The organism is Flavobacterium faecale (assembly GCF_048320115.1).
Classification (GTDB): Bacteria; Bacteroidota; Bacteroidia; order Flavobacteriales; family Flavobacteriaceae; genus Flavobacterium; species Flavobacterium faecale_A.
Genome location: NZ_CP182943.1, coordinates 2,404,599 through 2,424,553 on the forward strand (window position 1 = coordinate 2,404,599; position 19,955 = coordinate 2,424,553).

Annotated in this window: 8 protein-coding genes; all 8 read left to right on the forward strand. The window is 36.2% G+C overall.

Features of this window, described 5'->3' with window-relative positions:
- Window positions 1-58: 58 nt before the first annotated feature.
- The gene (locus tag ACNH59_RS10175; protein WP_418262437.1) at window positions 59-3,457 is read left to right on the forward strand and encodes a glycosyl hydrolase; all 3,399 of its coding nucleotides are present in this window, start codon (window positions 59-61) and stop codon (window positions 3,455-3,457) included.
- A gap of 110 nt (window positions 3,458-3,567) precedes the next feature.
- Complete coding sequence (locus ACNH59_RS10180) at window positions 3,568-5,001, forward strand: sialate O-acetylesterase (RefSeq protein ID WP_418262438.1); 1,434 nt, start codon at window positions 3,568-3,570, stop codon at window positions 4,999-5,001.
- 168 nt (window positions 5,002-5,169) lie between these two features.
- Window positions 5,170-7,500: a DUF5703 domain-containing protein gene (locus ACNH59_RS10185; RefSeq protein ID WP_418262439.1), complete on the forward strand. Its 2,331-nt coding sequence runs from the start codon at window positions 5,170-5,172 to the stop codon at window positions 7,498-7,500.
- A gap of 70 nt (window positions 7,501-7,570) precedes the next feature.
- The gene (locus ACNH59_RS10190; protein WP_418262440.1) at window positions 7,571-10,027 is read left to right on the forward strand and encodes a T9SS C-terminal target domain-containing protein; all 2,457 of its coding nucleotides are present in this window, start codon (window positions 7,571-7,573) and stop codon (window positions 10,025-10,027) included.
- A 124-nt stretch (window positions 10,028-10,151) separates the two neighbouring features.
- Window positions 10,152-12,173, forward strand: a complete 2,022-nt coding sequence (locus ACNH59_RS10195) for an aceric acid hydrolase (protein ID WP_418262441.1) — start codon at window positions 10,152-10,154, stop codon at window positions 12,171-12,173.
- 524 nt (window positions 12,174-12,697) lie between these two features.
- Window positions 12,698-16,063, forward strand: coding sequence for a SusC/RagA family TonB-linked outer membrane protein (locus tag ACNH59_RS10200; protein WP_418262442.1), 3,366 nt, complete (start codon window positions 12,698-12,700; stop codon window positions 16,061-16,063).
- 19 nt (window positions 16,064-16,082) lie between these two features.
- A complete protein-coding gene (locus ACNH59_RS10205) occupies window positions 16,083-18,068 on the forward strand; it encodes a RagB/SusD family nutrient uptake outer membrane protein (RefSeq protein ID WP_418262443.1) in 1,986 nt (661 codons plus the stop codon).
- A gap of 81 nt (window positions 18,069-18,149) precedes the next feature.
- Window positions 18,150-19,868, forward strand: coding sequence for a pectate lyase family protein (locus ACNH59_RS10210; protein WP_418262444.1), 1,719 nt, complete (start codon window positions 18,150-18,152; stop codon window positions 19,866-19,868).
- Window positions 19,869-19,955 lie beyond the last annotated feature (87 nt).

Sequence of the window (19,955 nt, forward strand, 5' to 3'; positions counted from 1 at the left end):
AAACAAATAAAGTAGAAAACTTGTTAGGTCTGCTTAATCAACGAATAAAACAATTGAAATGTTAAACAAAAAAATCATCTTTCTGTTTTTGTTTTTTGTGGGAATGCTTTCCGCACAGGAAATGCATCAGAAAGAGAAAAGCTTTTTTCAACCCACACTCGAATCCTCAAAGCCTTGGGTGTATTGGTATTGGATGAAATCGGCTTATTCTAAAGTGGGCATTACAGCCGATTTAGAAGCCATGAAGCAAGCCGGAATTGAAGGGGCTTATCTGATGACCATCAAAGGACCAAGCGAACCGCCATTAATCAGTCCACCTATTTTACAGTTGAGTCCTGAATTTTGGGATATGGTGCGTTGGGCATTTATTGAAGCCGACCGATTGAGTTTGAAATTAGCCTTTCATGCAGCCGATGGTTTTGCCGTGGCGGGAGGGCCTTGGATTACCCCTGAAATGTCGATGCAAAAAGTAGTTTGGTCAACGACTGAAATTCTTGGGGGTAATAAGCAAACTATAAAATTGGCTGTTCCTAAGTATTATAAGGATTATTATAAAGACATCGCCACTTTTGCGATTCCGATTAAAGAATTTGAAAGTAATTCGCGAAAAATAATGCCTAAGGTAACCACCTCCGACGGTAGCGATGCTTCTTTCTTGGCTGATGTCACAAAGGACGGTAATTTTAGATTGAATGAAAAAGGTTGGGTACAATATGAATTTGACAAACCGTTTAGCTGTAAATCGATTGTGGTGGAAACCGCTGGCAGGGATTTTCAGGCCCAACGGATGATTGTTGAGGTGAGTGATGATGGAGTGAATTTTAAATTTCATGAAAGAATGGTTGCGCCCCGCCATGGCTGGCAAAATATGGATTATGCCCATACACACGCCATACAGCCTGTGACGGCTAAATATTTCCGATTGGTGTATGACCCAGCAGGAACGGAACCTGGTGCTGAGGATTTGGATTTTGCGAAATGGAAACAAAATTTTAAAGTGAGTAAAATCACTCTTTCAAATCAGGCTCGAATCGATAACTATGAAGGAAAATCGGGTGCGGTTTGGCGATTAAGTCCAACGACTTCGGAAAAGCAAATTCCAGATATGGATGCTTTCGCAAAAGCTTCAATGATTAATATTTCTCAGTTTGTGGATGCTACTGGCAATCTGAATTGGAAAGTTCCCAAAGGGAAATGGAAGATTATCCGTATGGGACATACTTCAACAGGTCATGAAAATGCTACAGGTGGTGCCGGAAAAGGCTTGGAAGTGGATAAATTCAATCCAGATTTGATTCGTTTTCAGTTGGATCATTGGTTTGGAGAAGCCGTTCGTACCGCTGGACCAGAATTGGCTTCACGAGTGTTGAAAATTTTGCATTTGGATAGCTGGGAGTGTGGCAGTCAGAACTGGTCTGCTATTTTTCAGGGCGAATTTAAAAAGCGTCGTGGTTATGATATCGTGGATTATTTGCCTGTTATGGCGGGGATTCCTATTGAAAGTGCCGAAATTACGGAGAAAATTCTATACGACGTTCGCAAAACCATAGCCGAATTGGTGGCGGATAATTTTTATGGCACTGTAGCTGCCATTGCGAAAGAAAATAAAGTAAAATTCAGCTCTGAAAATGTAGCTCCTGTCATTACCAGCGATGCGTTATTGCATTACAAATATGTGGATTATCCAAGTGGTGAATTTTGGTTAAAAAGTCCTACCCATGATAAACCTTTTGATATGCTGGACGCAATATCGGGCGGACATATTTATGGAAAAGATATTATTCAGGCGGAAGCTTTTACGGCTTTGCGAATGGATTGGGACGAACATCCGGGGAATTTGAAAACCTTGGCCGACAGAAATTATGCTTTGGGAATCAATCGTTTTTTCTACCATGTTTTTGTACATAATCCTTGGTTGGACAGAAAACCCGGAATGACTTTGGATGATATCGGTACTTTTTTTCAAAGAGACCAAACCTGGTGGAAACCCGGGAAAGCCTGGTTTGATTATTGCCAAAGAGTGCAATTTCAATTGCAAAAAGGAAAACCGGTAGTGGATTTGGCAGTTTTTATTGGCGAAGATTTTCCTTCTCGCTCTTTTGCGCCCGATCGTTTGGTGCCGTTTATTCCAAATGTTTTTGGAAAAGTCCGATTGGAAAGTGAAAAAATACGTTTGGAAAATGAAGGACAACCTACTACCAAAATGCCTAAAGAGGTGACTTTTTCTAAAAATATGACCGATTTATCACAATGGGTCAATCCGTTGAATGGGTATCATTATGATTCCTTTAATCCTGATGTGTTATTGAATAAAGCGAAAGTCGTTAACGGGAAAGTTACATTTGAAAACGGAATCGAATATGGCGCTTTATTGTTTCCTGGGAGTCATAAAATGAGTCCAAACAAAATAATATCTTTGGCTGTAGCCGAAATAATATTACAATTGATTCAAGATGGAGCAACGGTTTTAGTCGGGGATAAACCAACTGAAATCCCAGGCTTTCAGTTGAATGACATTAAAGATAAATGGCAAAAAACAGTAGATGCAATTTGGAATCACGATGAAAACAAAACTTCTTGGAAGATTGGAAAAGGAAGAGTGATTCAATTACCTTATTTAGGGAATGATTTTGCTGAATTAGGAATGACACAAGATGTTTATTTTCTAGATTTAAAAAGGGAAGAAGCTGCAACAATAGCATGGATACATCGAAAATCAGCCGATGAGGAGATTTATTTCCTTTCGAATCAATTGGAAGAAAAAAGAAATCTTAATGTCTCTTTTCGCGAAAGTGGAAAAATACCAGAATTGTATAATCCTGTAACGGATAAAAGCACAGCTGTAACAGAATGGAAACTAGAAAACGGACGAACTATTATTTCGTTACAACTGGATAAAAACGAATCTTGTTTTGTTATTTTTAAGGAAAAAGCCAATTCGATTGCATTGGATACAAAAGGAACAGATTTTGAAACGTTACAAACTTTAGATGAAAACTGGGAAATTCAATTTGCCCCCAATTTTAAAGGTCCTGAAAAATCATTTAAAATTACTAAATTGCTGGATTGGAGTACATCTGATAATAACCAAATTAAATATTATTCGGGGACAGCGGTTTATACAAAAGAGTTTCATTGGAAAGGGAAAAGTAAAGATAAGATTTGGTTGGATTTAGAAACAATTGCAAATCTTGCTGAAATTACAATAAACGATATTGATTGCGGGACAGTTTGGACTTTTCCGTATAAAGTGGATGTTTCGAAGGCTTTGAAAAAAGGAAAAAACACTATCAAAATAAAAATTACCAATACTTGGGCAAACCGATTGATGGGGGATCAAACACTACCCGACAACGAACGATTGACGTGGACAACTGCTCGTTATAGACTGGAAGGAAAAGAATTACTCAAAGCGGGATTGTTGGGGCCAGTTAGGATTGTAAAAGAAAAGAAATAAAAAATAACCACAGATTAAAAAGATTTGCTTCGCCTGTTCGCTATCGCTCGGGTTCACAGATTATAAAATCCTTTTAATCATTTAAATCTGTGGCAAAAAACAGAAAAAAAATGAAGAATATTAAACACGTTTTTATAGTTATCGCAATGTTTTTGTTAAGCTTTCCAATGAATGCTCAAATCAGATTATCCGCTTTATTTTCAGATAATATGGTATTGCAACAAAAAACCACTGTCCCTATTTGGGGATGGGCAATCAAGAACGAAGAACTTTCGGTAACTACTTCTTGGGATTCTCAAACGTATAAAGTTAAAGCCGATATAAGTGGAAAATGGAAACTTTCAGTCGCTACACCTAGCGCAGGTGGGCCTTATGCTATTGAACTGACTAAAGGAACTGATAAAAAGGTATTGAACAATGTTTTGATTGGTGAAGTTTGGTTGTGTTCGGGTCAGTCGAATATGGAAATGCCAATGAAAGGTTTTGGCGGTCAACCCGTATTAGGAGGAAATGAAGCAATTGTAAAATCAACGAATTCTAACATTAGATTTATAACTGTTCCAAGAGCTACAGTTCTTGAACCGCAAGAAAATTTTGAAGGCAAATGGGAAGTTTCCGCACCTCAAACTACAGCCAATTTTAGTGCTACGGCATGGTATTTTGGGTCGCTTTTGCAAAGCGTGCTGCAAGTTCCCGTGGGATTGATTCAGGTGGCTTATGGTGGTTCCAATGTGGAAGCTTGGATGAATCAAGAGATGTTGAGGGAATTTAAAGAAATGAAAATTCCAACTAAAAAAGAAGATTTGGCTTCTAATCCTAATCGCGTGCCAACCACTTTGTATAACGGTATGCTTTCGCCAGTAATTGGTTATGGCATTAAAGGTTGTATTTGGTATCAAGGAGAATCTAATTATGAAAGACCTTTTCAATACAAAGAGTTATTTAAAAAAATGGTGGGAAGCTGGAGAAAGTTGTGGAATCAAGGTGAGTTTCCGTTTTATTTTGCACAAATTGCTCCCTTTGATTATTCCCGATTTCATCACAAAGACAATAAAAAAGAATACAATTCGGCTTTCTTGAGAGAAGCACAATTGAAAGCAGCAAAGGAGATTCCGAATTCTGGAATGGCAGTTTTGATGGATGTAGGCGAAGAAATCAGCATTCATCCGATGGATAAGGAAAAAGGGGGAAATCGTTTGGCGTATCTGGCATTAGCAAAAACTTATGGAATTCAAGGTTTTGAATTCGAGAGTCCAAAATATAAAGGTATAGAAATTGTTGGGAGTACGGTCACGATTTCATTTGATGATATTCCCAACGGAATCACAACCTATTGGAAAGAGTGTACTGGATTTGAACTAGCTGGTGAAGATAAAGTTTTTCATCCTGCACAAGCTACTGTTAGAACCAAGTCGGTTGTATTGTCTTCTGTAAAAGTGGCAAAACCTGTAGCGGTACGTTATTTATTTAAAGACTTTGCAGTACCCACCCTCTTTAGTGGAGGTGGATTACCTGTTTCTTCTTTTAGAACGGATGATTGGTAAAATATCGAGTATCTTGAAAGGTTTTCAAAACCTTGTAGGTATAATATAAATTAAACACCTACAAGGAGGTAAGACTTTGCAAGAATAAAATAATTTTTAACATATTAATACAGAGAGAAATGAAGATGCTATTCATTTTTATGTAACTTTGTGGTTTAAATAATAAGTGTGAAAAATACAATAATCTTTTTTTTCCTTTTTGTAATGCTTGTTGCTAAGGCACAATCACCTGTGGTAGAAAGCTATAATCCTGTTTGGAATACACAAAGTCTAAACGCATCCGAGTCAATGCCTTTGGGGGGTGGTGATATTGGATTGAATGTATGGGTGGAAAAAGGCGATTTGTATTTTTATTTTTCGCGTTCGGGTACTTTTGATGAGCACAATACTTTACTTAAACTAGGGAGAATCAAGGTGAGTTTGACTCCTAATCCTTTCAAGGATAATGAAGGTTTTCATCAAGAATTGGTTTTGAAAGAGGGGTGTATTACAATTACTCAAAGAGGGACTAAAATTAAACTTTGGGTGGATGTGTTTAATCCTGTAATTCATTTGGATTTAGAAAGTAAAACGCCTTTACAAATGACTGCTTCTTATGAAAATTGGCGTTATAAAAACCGTGAGTCCAAAGGAAAGGCAAACAACGCTAATTCTTATAAATGGGCACCGCAGGGCGAAATAATCACTTATAAAGATTCAGTTTCATTTGAAAATAATGGCGTAAAATTTTACCACCGCAATAGAGCTAAAACCGTTTTTGATGTGGCGGTACAACAACAAAAAATGGAATCAGTCAAAGACCAAATGATGAATCCATTGGCACATCTTACTTTTGGAGGTTTTATGCAGGGCAAAAAACTAAAACCAGACGGGAAAAACACTGGAATTTATCAAGATACTGATTTTGAAGGCTATTCTCTTTCAAGTCGTAAACCGTCTAAAGTTCATTCTTTACAAATACAATTGCATACCAATAAAAATAAAGATGCCACTCTTTGGGATAAAGAATTAAAAAAACAAATTTTGAACTATTCTAAAGTCGAAAAGAAAGCTGAAACTACAACAATTGCTTGGTGGCATAATTTCTGGAATCGCTCATTTATTTATACCCAAAAATCAAAAACGGAGAAAGATAGCGTTTTCCAAATTGGACAGAATTATCAATTGTTCCGCTATATGCTAGGCTGTAATGCTTATGGAAAATATCCAACCAAGTTCAATGGAGGATTGTTTACGGTTGATCCTGTTTATACCAATAAAGATTTGAATTTTACACCCGATTTTAGAAATTGGGGAGGAGGAACCATGACGGCTCAAAACCAACGTTTGGTTTATTTTCCAATGCTTAAAAGCGGTGATTTTGATATGATGAAATCTCAAATAGATTATTATCTGAGTTTGCAAAAAAATGCCGAATTGCGTTCACAAGTCTATTGGAAACACGAAGGAGCTTCTTTTACGGAACAATTAGAAAATTTTGGATTGCCCAATCCAGCCGAATACGAATGGAAACGACCAGCAGATTATGACCCTGGTATGGAGTACAACGCTTGGTTAGAATACGAATGGGACACCGTTTTTGAATTCTGTCAAATGATGTTGCAACAAAAAGAATATGCTAATGAGAATATTGAAAAATACAATGGGTTTGTCATTAGCTGCCTGCGTTTTTTTGACGAGCATTACCAATATCTAGCCAGACAAAGAGGTCGAAAAACATTAGACAGCAACGGACATTTGGTTATTTATCCAGGTTCAGGAGCCGAAACTTACAAAATGGCGTATAATGCTAATAGTACCATTGCGGCTTTGCAAGTTATTAGCGAAAAGCTATTGCAACTTTCTGTAAAAGAATTAACGAAAGAAGATCAAGAATATTTGAAAGGTTTTCAAAACAGAATTCCGCCATTAAATTTTAGGGATTTTGGAGGTCATAAAACGTTGGCACCAGCCAAAACATGGGAACGAATCAATAATACTGAAGTACCACAATTGTATCCAGTGTATCCATGGGGAATTTATGGGATTGGAAAATTGGATTTGGAAACGGCACGGAATACATGGAAATACGATACCGATGCTATAAAATTCAGAAGTCATCTAGGTTGGAAACAAGACAATATTTTTACAGCAAGATTGGGATTAACCCAAGAAGCCGCAAAATATACCTTATTAAAAATGGCGAATTCTGAGAGACGATTTTCTGCCTTTTGGGGCCCAGGTTTTGATTGGGTGCCGGATCATAATTGGGGAGGTTCGGGAATGATAGGTTTGCAAGAAATGTTGTTACAGGAATCCAATGGGAAAATTTACCTCTGTCCAGCTTGGACAAAAGACTGGAACGTACATTTCAAATTGCATGCAACACAAAATACCACCGTGGAAGCTAAGGTTGAGAACGGAATTTTGAAAATAACAAAAGTAGTTCCTGAAATAAGGAAAAAAGATATCGTAAACCTGTTGGGCAAATCAGAATCTGAAAAAGTAAAAATAAATTAAAAATAGAACGACCTCATTTTCTGCTCCCTCTCTTTCGGGGAGGACCGGACTGGGGATAAATTAGATAAAGATGATAAAAAATTTAGTTAGTGCTTTGGCTTTGGCAATGATAATGACTACCAATGTACAAGCACAGTCGGTAGAGAAACAGCCCGTGAAAGTAGATTTTGATTTTGCTGGGCGTCGATTGGATGAAGTACATGATAGTAGTTACGAATCTTGGGTTTTAAATGAGGCGAAAGAGGCGGAAAAAACATTTAATAATGTCAATTTTAAATTGAAAGGAAACTTCAATTCTAAATGGTATAAATTGGGTATAAGTGCTCCTTTTTACAATAAGCTAGGCGCTGACGGATTGGTGACAGGTGAAAATTTGGAGTTGACTATTAGCGGATTGACGGAAGGAAAACACACACTTTTGACATTTCACAATGCTTTTGATGTGATTAAAGAAAAGCGTTTTTCATCCATCAAGATTTATGTCAACGGAAAATTTGTAGAAACGGTAAATGCCACCCAAAGAGCCAATGCTAAAATCGATGCAGCGATGGCGTATATAACTTTTAATGTAGACCAATCACATCAAGCAAAAATTCGTTTTGAAATGGATGCCACCACAGATGCTAATGTGGTAAAAGAAATTGTCATCAACGGATTTGAATTGGATACGCCTAATTTGATGAATCAGGCGCGTATGCCAAAACCTGAAAATAGAGACGAACATGTTGTGGCTGTAAATAATAAAACCATCTTAGAATGGACATCTTCAAATAATGCTGTTGCTCATCAATTGTTTTATGGGCAAGATGAAAAAGCAGTAGCCGAAGCGAACGAATCCTCTACAGCATACAAAGGAAAATTTACCAAAAACAATCATGAAGTAACCGATTTATATAGTGGTTCTACTTATTATTGGAGAGTAGATGCTATTGATGCCAATGGAAATGAAACACAAGGAAATGTTTGGTCATTTAAACCAGCACAACTGGCATTTGTAGGTGCCGAAGGCTATGGTCGATTTGCTATTGGGGGGCGTGGTGGTAAAGTAGTTGCGGTGACAAATTTGAATGATGATGGCCCAGGAAGTTTGCGTGATGCAGTGAATCAAGAAATCGGACCTAGAACAATTGTTTTCAATGTGTCTGGAAACATCCAATTAAAATCTAGATTGGTAGTCAATCAACCATATATTACTATTGCTGGACAAACTGCACCAGGAGAAGGAATCACCATTAGTAGAGCACCAGTAGGATTAACAGGAAATGAAGGAATCATTCGTTTCTTGAAAGTACGTATTGGTGGCGGAACTACTTTTGACGGTATGGGATTAACGGGAGCAAATTTTAGTATTATCGACCATTGTTCGATTAGTTGGACTATTGACGAATCTTTTAGTTCCCGTGGAGCACATCATATCAGTTTGCAACGTACCTTGATTTCTGAGGCTTTGAATGTTGCGGGACATGATAAATATCCTGCAGGTCAAATGCACGGCTATGCAGCGACTATAGGAGGTGATATTGGAAGTTTTCACCACAATTTATTAGCCCATAATTACGGTCGTAACTGGAGTATTGGCGGGGGATTAAATGGAGATGGTTACTATTCAGGTAAAATAGATATTCGAAATAATGTCGTGTATAATTGGGGTGGCCGTACTACAGATGGTGGCGCTAACCAAGTGAATTTCGTCAATAATTATTACAAACCAGGAGCTTCAACCAAAATATTTGTTGCGTTAAACGCACAAATTGAAGGGGTAGGGAAAGGAAAGCAACAATATTATTTTGACGGAAATGTGATGCCAGGCTATTTTGATGAAAAAAATCAAGAGAAAGGTAGAAAATTCACTTTGTCAAATAAGGCGACTGTCGATTATGATGTGTTTTTGTCGAAACCTTTCTTTGAACCTCACGTAAAGCCGCAATCGGCTCGAGCGGCTTATAAAGATGTGCTTTCGGATGTAGGTGCCAATCAACCGTTTTTTGACAAACACGACCAACGTATTATAAAAGAAACCCTTAAAGGAACTTATACTTTTAAAGGCAGTAAAAGCGGTTTGCCAGGTATGATTGACAACGAATCCGATGCAGGAGGATGGCCAGAATTCAAAAGTGAATCTCGTTCTTCAGACTGGGATACTGACCAAGACGGATTGCCAAATTGGTGGGAAAAAGCAAAGGGTTTGAATGAAAATTCGAAACTAGGTGATTTCTCAGATGCCAATGCTGATACGGATAAAGACGGTTTTACACAATTGGAAGAGTATTTGAATTGGTTGGCACAACCTCATTATTTTCTAAAACCAGGTGAGAAATTGACTTTGGATGCTACAGCCTATTTCAAAGGATATGAAAACAAACCTAATTTCGTGATTTCTGAAATCAGCAATGGAAAAGGAATTGTGAGAGGTTCGACGATTGAGTTTGTTGCACCTTCTGATTCTAGATTTGGTTCTTTTGTAATAAAAGTTACTGACAAAGACGGCGATTCAATGAGTAGAACATTCAATGTATTTGTGAAATAAATAGTCATTAAAAAAATCTGCTAAAATCTATTTAAATCTGCGTGCTCTAATTTTTAACGCAGATTTGCTTCGCCAATTCGCTGTCGCTCGGGTTGCAAATTTACACGGATAATAATTATTCAAGATGAAAAAGAATATTGTAATAGTAGGGTTGCTTTTTTCCAATGTTTTAGCTTTTGCACAAAACAAAGGATTAGTAGCCAATTCGAATAGTCCTTATTCCAAATTACAGTCTGTTAATCTACAGGACGTACAATGGACGGGAGGTTTTTGGAAAGAACAATTTGATATTGAAACCAAAAATACCTTGCCGTATATGTGGGATTTATATCATGATGAAAAAGTAACTCATGCATATGCCAATTTTGAAATTGCAGCAGGTTTGCGAAAAGGAAGTTTTAAAGGACCTTCATTTCACGATGGTGATTTTTATAAAATTTTTGAAGGTATGGCGGCCACTTATGCGGTTACCAAAGATGAAAAACTGAACAAGCAGATGGATCAAGCAATTGCGTTACTTGTTAAAGTACAGCGTAAAGATGGTTATTTGCACACTCCCGTTTTGATTGAAGAGCGTTGGGGAACTTTGGGACCTGAAGAGTTAAAAAAACAACTGGGGTTTGAGAAATACAATATGGGACATTTAATGACTGCCGCTTGTGTGCATTATCGTTCCACTGGAAAAAGCAATTTTTTGAATGTTGCCAAAGGAGTAGCCGATTTTTTATATGATTTTTATAAAAAAGCATCTCCTGATTTGGCTCGAAATGCCATTTGTCCTTCGCATTATATGGGGATTGTAGAAATGTACCGTACGACTAAAAATCCCAAATATTTAGAATTAGCCAATAATCTAATTGACATTCGAGGAACCACAAATGATGGTACAGATGACAATCAAGACCGAATCCCGTTCAGACAACAAACTACCGCTATGGGGCATGCCGTAAGAGCAAACTATTTGTATGCTGGTGTAGCCGATTTGTATGCCGAAACGGGAGAAAAGAAATTATTGGAGAATTTAGAATCCATTTGGGAAGATGTGGTGTATCGCAAGATGTATATAACAGGTGCCTGCGGTGCTTTGTACGATGGGGTTTCACCTGACGGGACTTCGTATGATCCTACTGTAGTGCAAAAAATTCACCAAGCATACGGAAGACCCTATCAGTTGCCAAATGCTACAGCTCATACGGAGACTTGTGCTAATATTGGAAATGTATTGTGGAACTGGAGAATGTTGCAAATTACGGGTGAGGCTAAATATGCAGATATTGTGGAATTGGCTTTGTATAACAGTGTGTTGTCTGGAATTAGTCTAGAAGGAAAGGAATTTTGTTACAACAATCCACTGAATGTTTCTATGGATTTGCCTTTTCACCAGCGTTGGGGAAATGAAAGAGAAGGTTATATTGCCTTATCCAATTGTTGTGCACCCAATGTAACTAGAACTATTGCTGAGGTGAGTAATTACGCTTATAGTTTTGTAAAAGGAGGACTGTATGTTAATTTATTTGGAAGCAATTATTTGCATGCAACTACTTTAGAAGGTGAAAAAATAGACATTGAACAACAAACCAATTACCCTTGGGACGGAAAAATTACCATTAAAATCAACAAAGCACCTAAAGAAGCTTATACTTTTTTCTTGCGAATTCCAGGATGGAGTCAAGGAGTAGCTGTTACAGTCAATGGGATAAATATTGATGAGACATTATCTTCAGCAACTTATTATAGACTAGCTCAAAAATGGAAAAAAGGAGATGTAATCGAATTGGATATACCGATGCCTGTGGAGTTACTACAAGCCAATCCATTGGTAGAAGAAACTAAAAATCAAGTGGCAGTCAAGCGAGGACCTGTTTTATACTGTTTAGAATCGAATCAATTGTCTGATAATAAGAGTGTAAATGAGGTTTTTCTTGATGTTAATTCTCAATTTACAACTGATTTCACTTCAATTGCAGGACGAAAATTAATGGGTATAACGGCAAGTACGTTTATAGATACGACTACAAACTGGAATAAAAAATTATATCAGCCTTTGTCTAGAAAAATACTTAAACCCCAAACTGTGAAGTTAATTCCTTATTTTGCCTGGGGCAATCAACAAAAGGGCGAAATGTCAGTCTGGTTTGCATATTAAATTTTAGTTTTTTTGTTTGTCTGTTAAGTCCTTGCTATTGAAAGTTACAATTTCGATAGTAGGGATTTTTTATACGGTATTAAAAATATTTTTTTTATAAATTAGATGTGATCGCTTACTTTCTTCAAAAGCTTTAATTTATTTTTTATTACTTGTCTGTATTCATAGTTTTAAATATCTAAAACCTCGTCTTGGTTGATATTGGGTTTAAGTAAAAAAAACATTCATAAATAAAATTGTTTGTAATCTTTATAATTACAATAGGTGTTTTTTTGGGTTTATTCTTATTTATTATTAATTTTTATTACTTAATGTGTTTTTTATGTGTTAAAATTTAGTGATTGTATTAAAAACAAGATACTTTGGTATTGTAGTTTTAATTAATAATTGTATATTTGACACATAATAAATAAATGTATTTTTAACATTTAACTTTTAATCCTGATTTTTAGGGAATAAGATATAGTTTAGAGAACATTTTTTAATTATAACCAACCAATTAATAATAACTAAAACAAACATTTATGAAACGAACACTTACAAAGGGATGGAGTGTTATTTTATTTGTACTGATGAGTGTAATTAGCTATGCTCAAAGCTCAGGAGATCAAGTAACAATCACAGGAACTGTTAGAGATAATAGTGGGGAACTTTTGCCAGGAGTGAATGTAACCGAGAAATCATCCAAGAATACGTCGGTTACTGATTTTGATGGGAACTATCAAATCACAGTAAAAAAAGGGGCGACCTTAGTTTTCTCTTTTATAGGAATGAAGAAAAAGGAAATTCCATTAGCAGGAAGAACCACTTTGAATGCTGTTTTGGAAAATGATTCAAATGAATTGAATCAAGTAGTGGTAGTAGGATACGGAACTCAAAAAAAGCAAAATCTTACAGGAGCTATTGTTACAATAGATCCAGAGAAAATACAAGATTTGCCAGTGTCAAATTTAGCCGAATCATTACGAGGACAAATTCCTGGATTATCTGTTGATGGTTTTGGAACAAGACGTCCTGGGGAAACTGCAGGCTTAGAAATTCGTCAAAATTTCAGTTTTTCAAAAGATGGAGGATCAACTATTCCATTAATTGTAATCGATGACATGGTTCAGATTGACCCTCAAAACGGGAAACCTACATTAGAGGCTTTTAATAGACTAGATCCGTCAGAGGTGGAAAGTATCACCGTTTTAAAGGATGGATCGGCCGCTATATATGGTTCTCGTGCTTCACAAGGTGCAATTATTGTAAAAACCAAAAGAGGAAAAGCAGGGAAAACAAAATTCTCTTATTACAGTCAATTTGCAATTAATGATGCAGTGAGTCATGGTAAGACTTCAAGTGCTTATGAAAGTGGAATCTATAATAATAGAATACAAGAAGCTTTGGGAGCTAACTTAACTACTAGTGCTAACTATTATTCTCCTGCTGAATTAGAGGAGATGAAGACTTTAAATTACAACTGGTTAGATAAAGCTTGGAAAGCAGCAGAACAACAAAGACACTCTTTAACTGTAAGTGGAGGAAATGATAAAGCGACTTATTTTGCAGGGTTAACTTATTTTACACAAGGAGCTAATCTTGGAGATCAAGATTTTCAAAAATGGAACTTTAGAACAGGTGTAAATGCAAAAGTTTCTAAAGATTTTGATTTATCAGTTTCAGTTTCTGGAAACTCAGGTGATATCGAAAAATCATTTACAAAATCATCAAGTAGTATTAGAAATGGTTTTGCAAGTGCTTCAACAAATGCAGAGCAGGCTGATTACGGATTCTTATTACACATGCCAAAATTTGTTCCTATTACAACAATTGTGAATGGTAACGAATATTATATGTCACCATTTCATCGTACTGACCGTAATTTAGGAGGAAATCAAGATACTAATTCATCTATAGCTGGTTGGAATTATTTTGCATTACAAAATAGTGGATCCAAACAAGTTGAGTCTGATTTCTCATACAATGTAAATGCTTCTTTAAGTTATAAAGTGCCATTTATTAAAGGATTATCCGTAAGAGGAGCATTCGCTAGAAGTCAAAGCTCATCAGAAACCGAACAAGTTGCTTTGCCTTTTACTTTGGCTAGAATAACCAATTTTACAGCTGCTGGACGTCACTTGGCTAGTGCTGCTACTGATGCTAACTACAATATTAAAAACAATACAAAACAAGCTAGGGTTGTTTATGATAACACAGGTAATAAAAGTGAACAGGCTAACTTTTTTGTGAATTATTCTCGCACTTTTGGAGATCATGACATTGATGCGATGTTTTCTATTGAACGTTCAGAATCAAATTATAGTTTTGCACGTTTGTATTATGAAAATCCAGGTAAAGATTATTTAGGAACTTATGCTACAGCAGGTACTTTAACTTCAAATTCTTATAACCAAAAAGGAGAATCTGGAACACTTTCTCGTTTGGGACGATTAAATTACAGCTATAAATCTAAATATTTATTACAATTAATTTTCAGACAAGATGCTTCTACAAAATTTGCTCCAGAGAATTATTGGGGGACTTTTCCAGGACTTCAGTTGGGTTGGATAGCTTCGAAAGAAGATTGGTTTCAAAAAGCTTTGCCAGGTGTTGATTTCTTAAAATTGCGTTATTCTATTGGTAAAACTGGAAATGATAATATTAATCCTTGGAGATGGGCTACTTATTATGACGTAATTACAGATAAAGGAGCACAATTTGGGTCTGCTGGAGGAACATTAGGAAGTGGTTTGGCGCCAAGAGTAAATCCAAACAGAAATGTTGGCTGGGATACTCATATTAAAAGCAATTATGGGATTGACTTTAATGTTTTGCGCAATCGATTACAAATTTCAGCAGACTATTATTTCGACAAAGGAACTGAAATGTTAGTTACTTCAGCAGGACAACTTAATGTGCCTATTTCAGTAGGTGGAGGATATGCTGAAGAGAATATTGCTGCAGTAAATTCATGGGGAACTGAGTTTCAAGTGAAATGGAGTGATAATATTAAATCTGATTTAAGTTATAATGTGGGAGTAAACTTTGGATTGTTTGCTGGGAATGAAACTATAGCGTATCCTGATGGAGCTTTGCTTCACCCATCTAATAATGCAACAAGAACAGGTTCAACAACTTTTAACCCAACTTGGGGATTGAAGACATGGACAGGTACTTCAACAGGTGACGGTATTTTGCGTACAGATGAGGATGTTCAAAACTATTGGAATTATCTAACAGCAAATGCAGCCGCTTCAGGAATTCCAGGAGCAACGCCAAACTTTTTAGGTGTAACTACTTTGGCTGGTGTAAAAAAAGGAATGTTAGCTTACCAAGATATTGCGGGTGCTTTTAATAGTTCAGACGGTACTCAAGCGGGCGCTGATGGTCGAATTGATAAAAATTTAGATTACGCTGACATTGGAGCAAGTAAAAGATCTTATGGTTTTACAACTAATTTAGGAATGAAATACAAATCAGTTTATGTTAGGACTCAAATTGGAACTTCATGGGGAGGATCACGTAGTATAGATGTTGTAGATCAATACACAAGTACAAATGATGCTTTTTGGAGTCGTGAATCTTTCTGGTCAGATATGTATGGTTATGATAATTTAAATGGTAAATATCCAAATTTAGCATTTAGAGATAATTTATCTGTTCCTTCCGATTTCTGGCAAATCAATACTTTCCGTTGTAATATTAGAAATCTAACAGTTGGTTTTGATTTTCCACAAGAATTTCTTTCGCAATTAAAAATTGCAAAAGCATCTATAGGTGTAACAGGTAATAATCTTTGGGATCTTTACAACCCTTTTCCAGATAAATACCGTAATATGTATGATAATTCATTGTCAGGATATCCTACACTAAGAACTTGGTCGGTTAATTTAAACATCTCATTCTAATTTAATTAAAAAACTGATTATGAAAACAATTAATAGATATATAACCTTAGCACTTTTAGTAGTTTTAGGTGTTTCTTGTAGTGATGATTTTTTGCAAGAAAAGAAAAACTATGGTCTATATGACGATACATTCTATGAAAACCCAGAACGTGTCGATTGGTATATTAATAAATTATACTATAATTATTTTGCTGGTTACACCAGCCCACAGGCAACGTTAGTAGGTTCGTTTACAACGGATCAATCTAGATTAACGGAAGAAATGGGTGGGATTTTAGATAATCCAATTGGAAGACTGATTAATCCAAATTTCACTTTTTCAACTTCTAATGATGTACCAACGGGGTATTATGGAACCAAATTAGAGAATAAAGTTAAAAATGAACCGTATCATAGAATTCGAGATTGTAACAATCTATTAGAGAATATTGATTCGAAAGGAGCTAATTTATCACAACTTTACCGTAATCGTGCCAAAGGACAAATGTACTACCTGCGTGCCATTCAGTATTTTGATTTAATGCGTACTTATGGTGGTGTTCCAATTGTTACAACTGTTGAGAATGCTTCCTCTACTGATGTAACCATTCAACATCCAAGAGCAAGTGTAGCTGAAGTGGTTGCACAAATTACAAAAGATTTGGATTTGGCAGCAACTTTGTTGCCTGGACAATGGGATGCGCCTAATTATGGTCGTTTCACAAGAGGAGCGGCTTTAGCTCAAAAAGCTAGAGTATTATTAACTTTTGCTAGTCCGTTGTTTAACAAAAACTGGGATTCATCAAATGAACGTTGGGATGCAGCTTTACAAGCTGGATTAGCGGCAGAAACACAATTAACTGCGGATGGCTTTGGATTGTTCGGTACTACGGCAAAAGATTGGCAAAACATGTTCTTGATCAACAATACTTTTTGTAAAGAGGCCATTACAGTTCAATTATTAGGTAGTGGTCAAGGTAATATTATTGTTAATAATGGTTGGGAAAAAGGACTTCGATTAGTTAGCCAAGGTGGTGGTGGTGGTCTTGAAGCCCCAAAGGAAATGATTGATTTGTTTCCTATGGCAAATGGTACTAAACCAACCGTAGCCAACAACTATGATTCCTTCCTTTTCTTCAAAGATCGTGATCCTAGATTTTATAGAACTTTTGCCTTTACAGGATCTAAATGGGGTTTTAAAGAAAATGCAACTCATACAATTTGGTCTTATCGTTGGAATAGTGCTCCTAATACTGGTGTGTCCACTTATAGTGATAACAATAGAGAATCGAGTCCTGTATTTGTCCGAAAAATGTCAGACCCTGTAGCTAGTAATTCAAGCTATGAGTTTTCAGGTACTGATATTTTTGAATACCGTTATGCTGAATTGTTGCTAAACATTGCTGAATGTTATGCCGCTAAAGGAGATATTGCAAATACTGTGGCTTATATTGGTAAAGTGAGAAACCGCGTAGGAATTCCTGCAGCAAATAATTATGGTCTAGGCACATTAGCAGACAAATATGCAGCAATTAATGCTGCTTTATATGAACGTAGAATAGAATTAGCTTATGAAGGTAAGCGTTTCTGGGATGTACAACGTTGGATGTTGTATAGTGACGAAGCAGTTTCTGGAACAATTAATAACACTTGTACAAAATTGGATTTACCTCCAATTAATGGAACCCAACGTACAGGTTATAATTTAAGATATAAAATAGCAAATGCTACTACTATCGATCCATTAATAGCACAAAGAGCAGGGATTTCAGTGGATCCTGATGCGGCGAATTTTGCAGCTCAAATAACTGCATTGGCTAATTTTTATACTACAAATTTGGAAGTAGAACCTTTAGATACACCAATGGATAATGTCAATGGTACTGCTGTTCAAATTAAATGGAGACCAAATTACTATATTATGGGATTAAACAATGGTATTTTAAGTCAAAATACTTGGTTGCAACAAACCATAGGTTGGACGGGAGCCACGGGAGGCCCAGGAACTTACAACTATCAAGAATAAATAATTTAAATTAATAATAAACTCAATCACCTGTATTCTATCTCTAAGATGCAGGTGATTTAGTTAAAAATTGCCACAATAATGAAAATTTGTATCAAAAAATCAGTTTTTTTAATGCTCTTTCTATTGCTTTTAGGAAGTACAAAATCCTTTGCTCAATATCCAAAATTGAGTGCCGAGGTGCAAGCCAGAGAAAAAGCCATTAAAGATGAAGCCAACCGACTTTCAGATGAAGCTTGGGAAAAAGCTTTGATTGTTATCGAAAAAGAAGAACGTCAAGGAAAACCTTTTATTCCTTGGGCTTCAAGGCCTACTGATTTACCTCAAGCCGATATTCCTGCATTTCCAGGAGCAGAAGGAGGAGGAATGTACACTTTTGGAGGACGTGGCGGAAAAGTATATACAGTTACTAGCTTAGAAGATAGAGGTACAGGTACTTTACGTGAAGCTTGTGAACAAGGTGGTGCTAGAATCATTGTATTCAATGTTTCAGGAATCATCAAATTAAAAAGTCCATTAATCATTCGCGCACCTTATGTTACTATTGCAGGGCAAACAGCTCCAGGAGATGGGATTTGTGTTTCGGGTGAAACCATTTGGGTAGACACACATGATGTGATTATCCGTCATATGCGTTTTCGTAGAGGAGAAACTTTTGTAGGTCGTCGTGACGATGCTATTGGAGGAAATCCAATAGGAAACATTATTATGGATCACGTCTCAGGAACATGGGGCTTAGATGAAAATATGTCATTTTACAGACATATGTACAATGATGGTACACCTGGTTCTGCAGATAAAAAATTACCTACGGTAAATGTTACTATTCAAAATAGTTTGTTTGCAGAAGGTTTAGATACCTATAATCATGCTTTTGGAAGTACGTTAGGAGGAGAAAATTGCTCTTTTATTCGAAATTTATGGTCTTCTAATACGGGTAGAAATCCGTCAATTGGTTGGAATGGAATTTTTAATTTTGTTAACAATGTTATATTTAACTGGGTAAACCGCTCTATTGATGGTGGTGATTATACTGCTCAATATAATATTATTAATAATTATTTCAAGCCAGGTCCAGCAACTGATTTGAATGAACCTATTAGCTACCGTATATTAAAACCTGAAGCAGGAAGAAGTAAACTTCCGTACTTAGCTTTTGGTAGAGCTTACGTAAACGGTAATGTAGTAGAAGGGAATCCAGTAGTTTCTAAAGACAATTGGAATGGAGGCGTGCAAATGGAAAACAAAAAAGGAGAATTGATGAGTTTTGAAGAAGCTTCAACTTATTTTCCTAAAATGAGAGTTGACGAGCCGATGCCAATGCCTTGGTTTAACAAAATCATGTCTGCTGAAGCTTCTTATGATTATGTCATTAAGAATGCAGGTGCAACATTGCCACAGAGAGATCCTGTAGATACTCGAATTGTAAGAGTGGTCAAGACAGGAAAACCAGAATATGTGGAAGGACTTGACCCTAATTCTTTTTACCAATTTGAGCATAGACGTTTAGGTCCAGATTCTTATAAATTAGGGATTATCACTGATATTTCGCAAGTAGGAGGTTATCCAGAATACAAAGGAACTCCTTATGTCGACACTGACAAAGATGGAATGCCAGACGCTTGGGAGAAAAAAAATCGTTTGAATCCTAATGATGCTTCTGATGCGTCTATTGATTCAGATAAGGACGGTTACACCAATATTGAAGAATACATTAACAATACCAATCCTAAGAAAAAAGTGAATTGGAAAGATTTAAAAAATAATAAGGAGACTTTAACAAAGCCCTTAATCAATTAGTTTATAGTTAGTTTAGTAGTTAGTTTTTACCCAGCATTCTTATTTCACAATGTAAGTTGTGAAGTAAGGATGTTTTTAAAAAAGAGC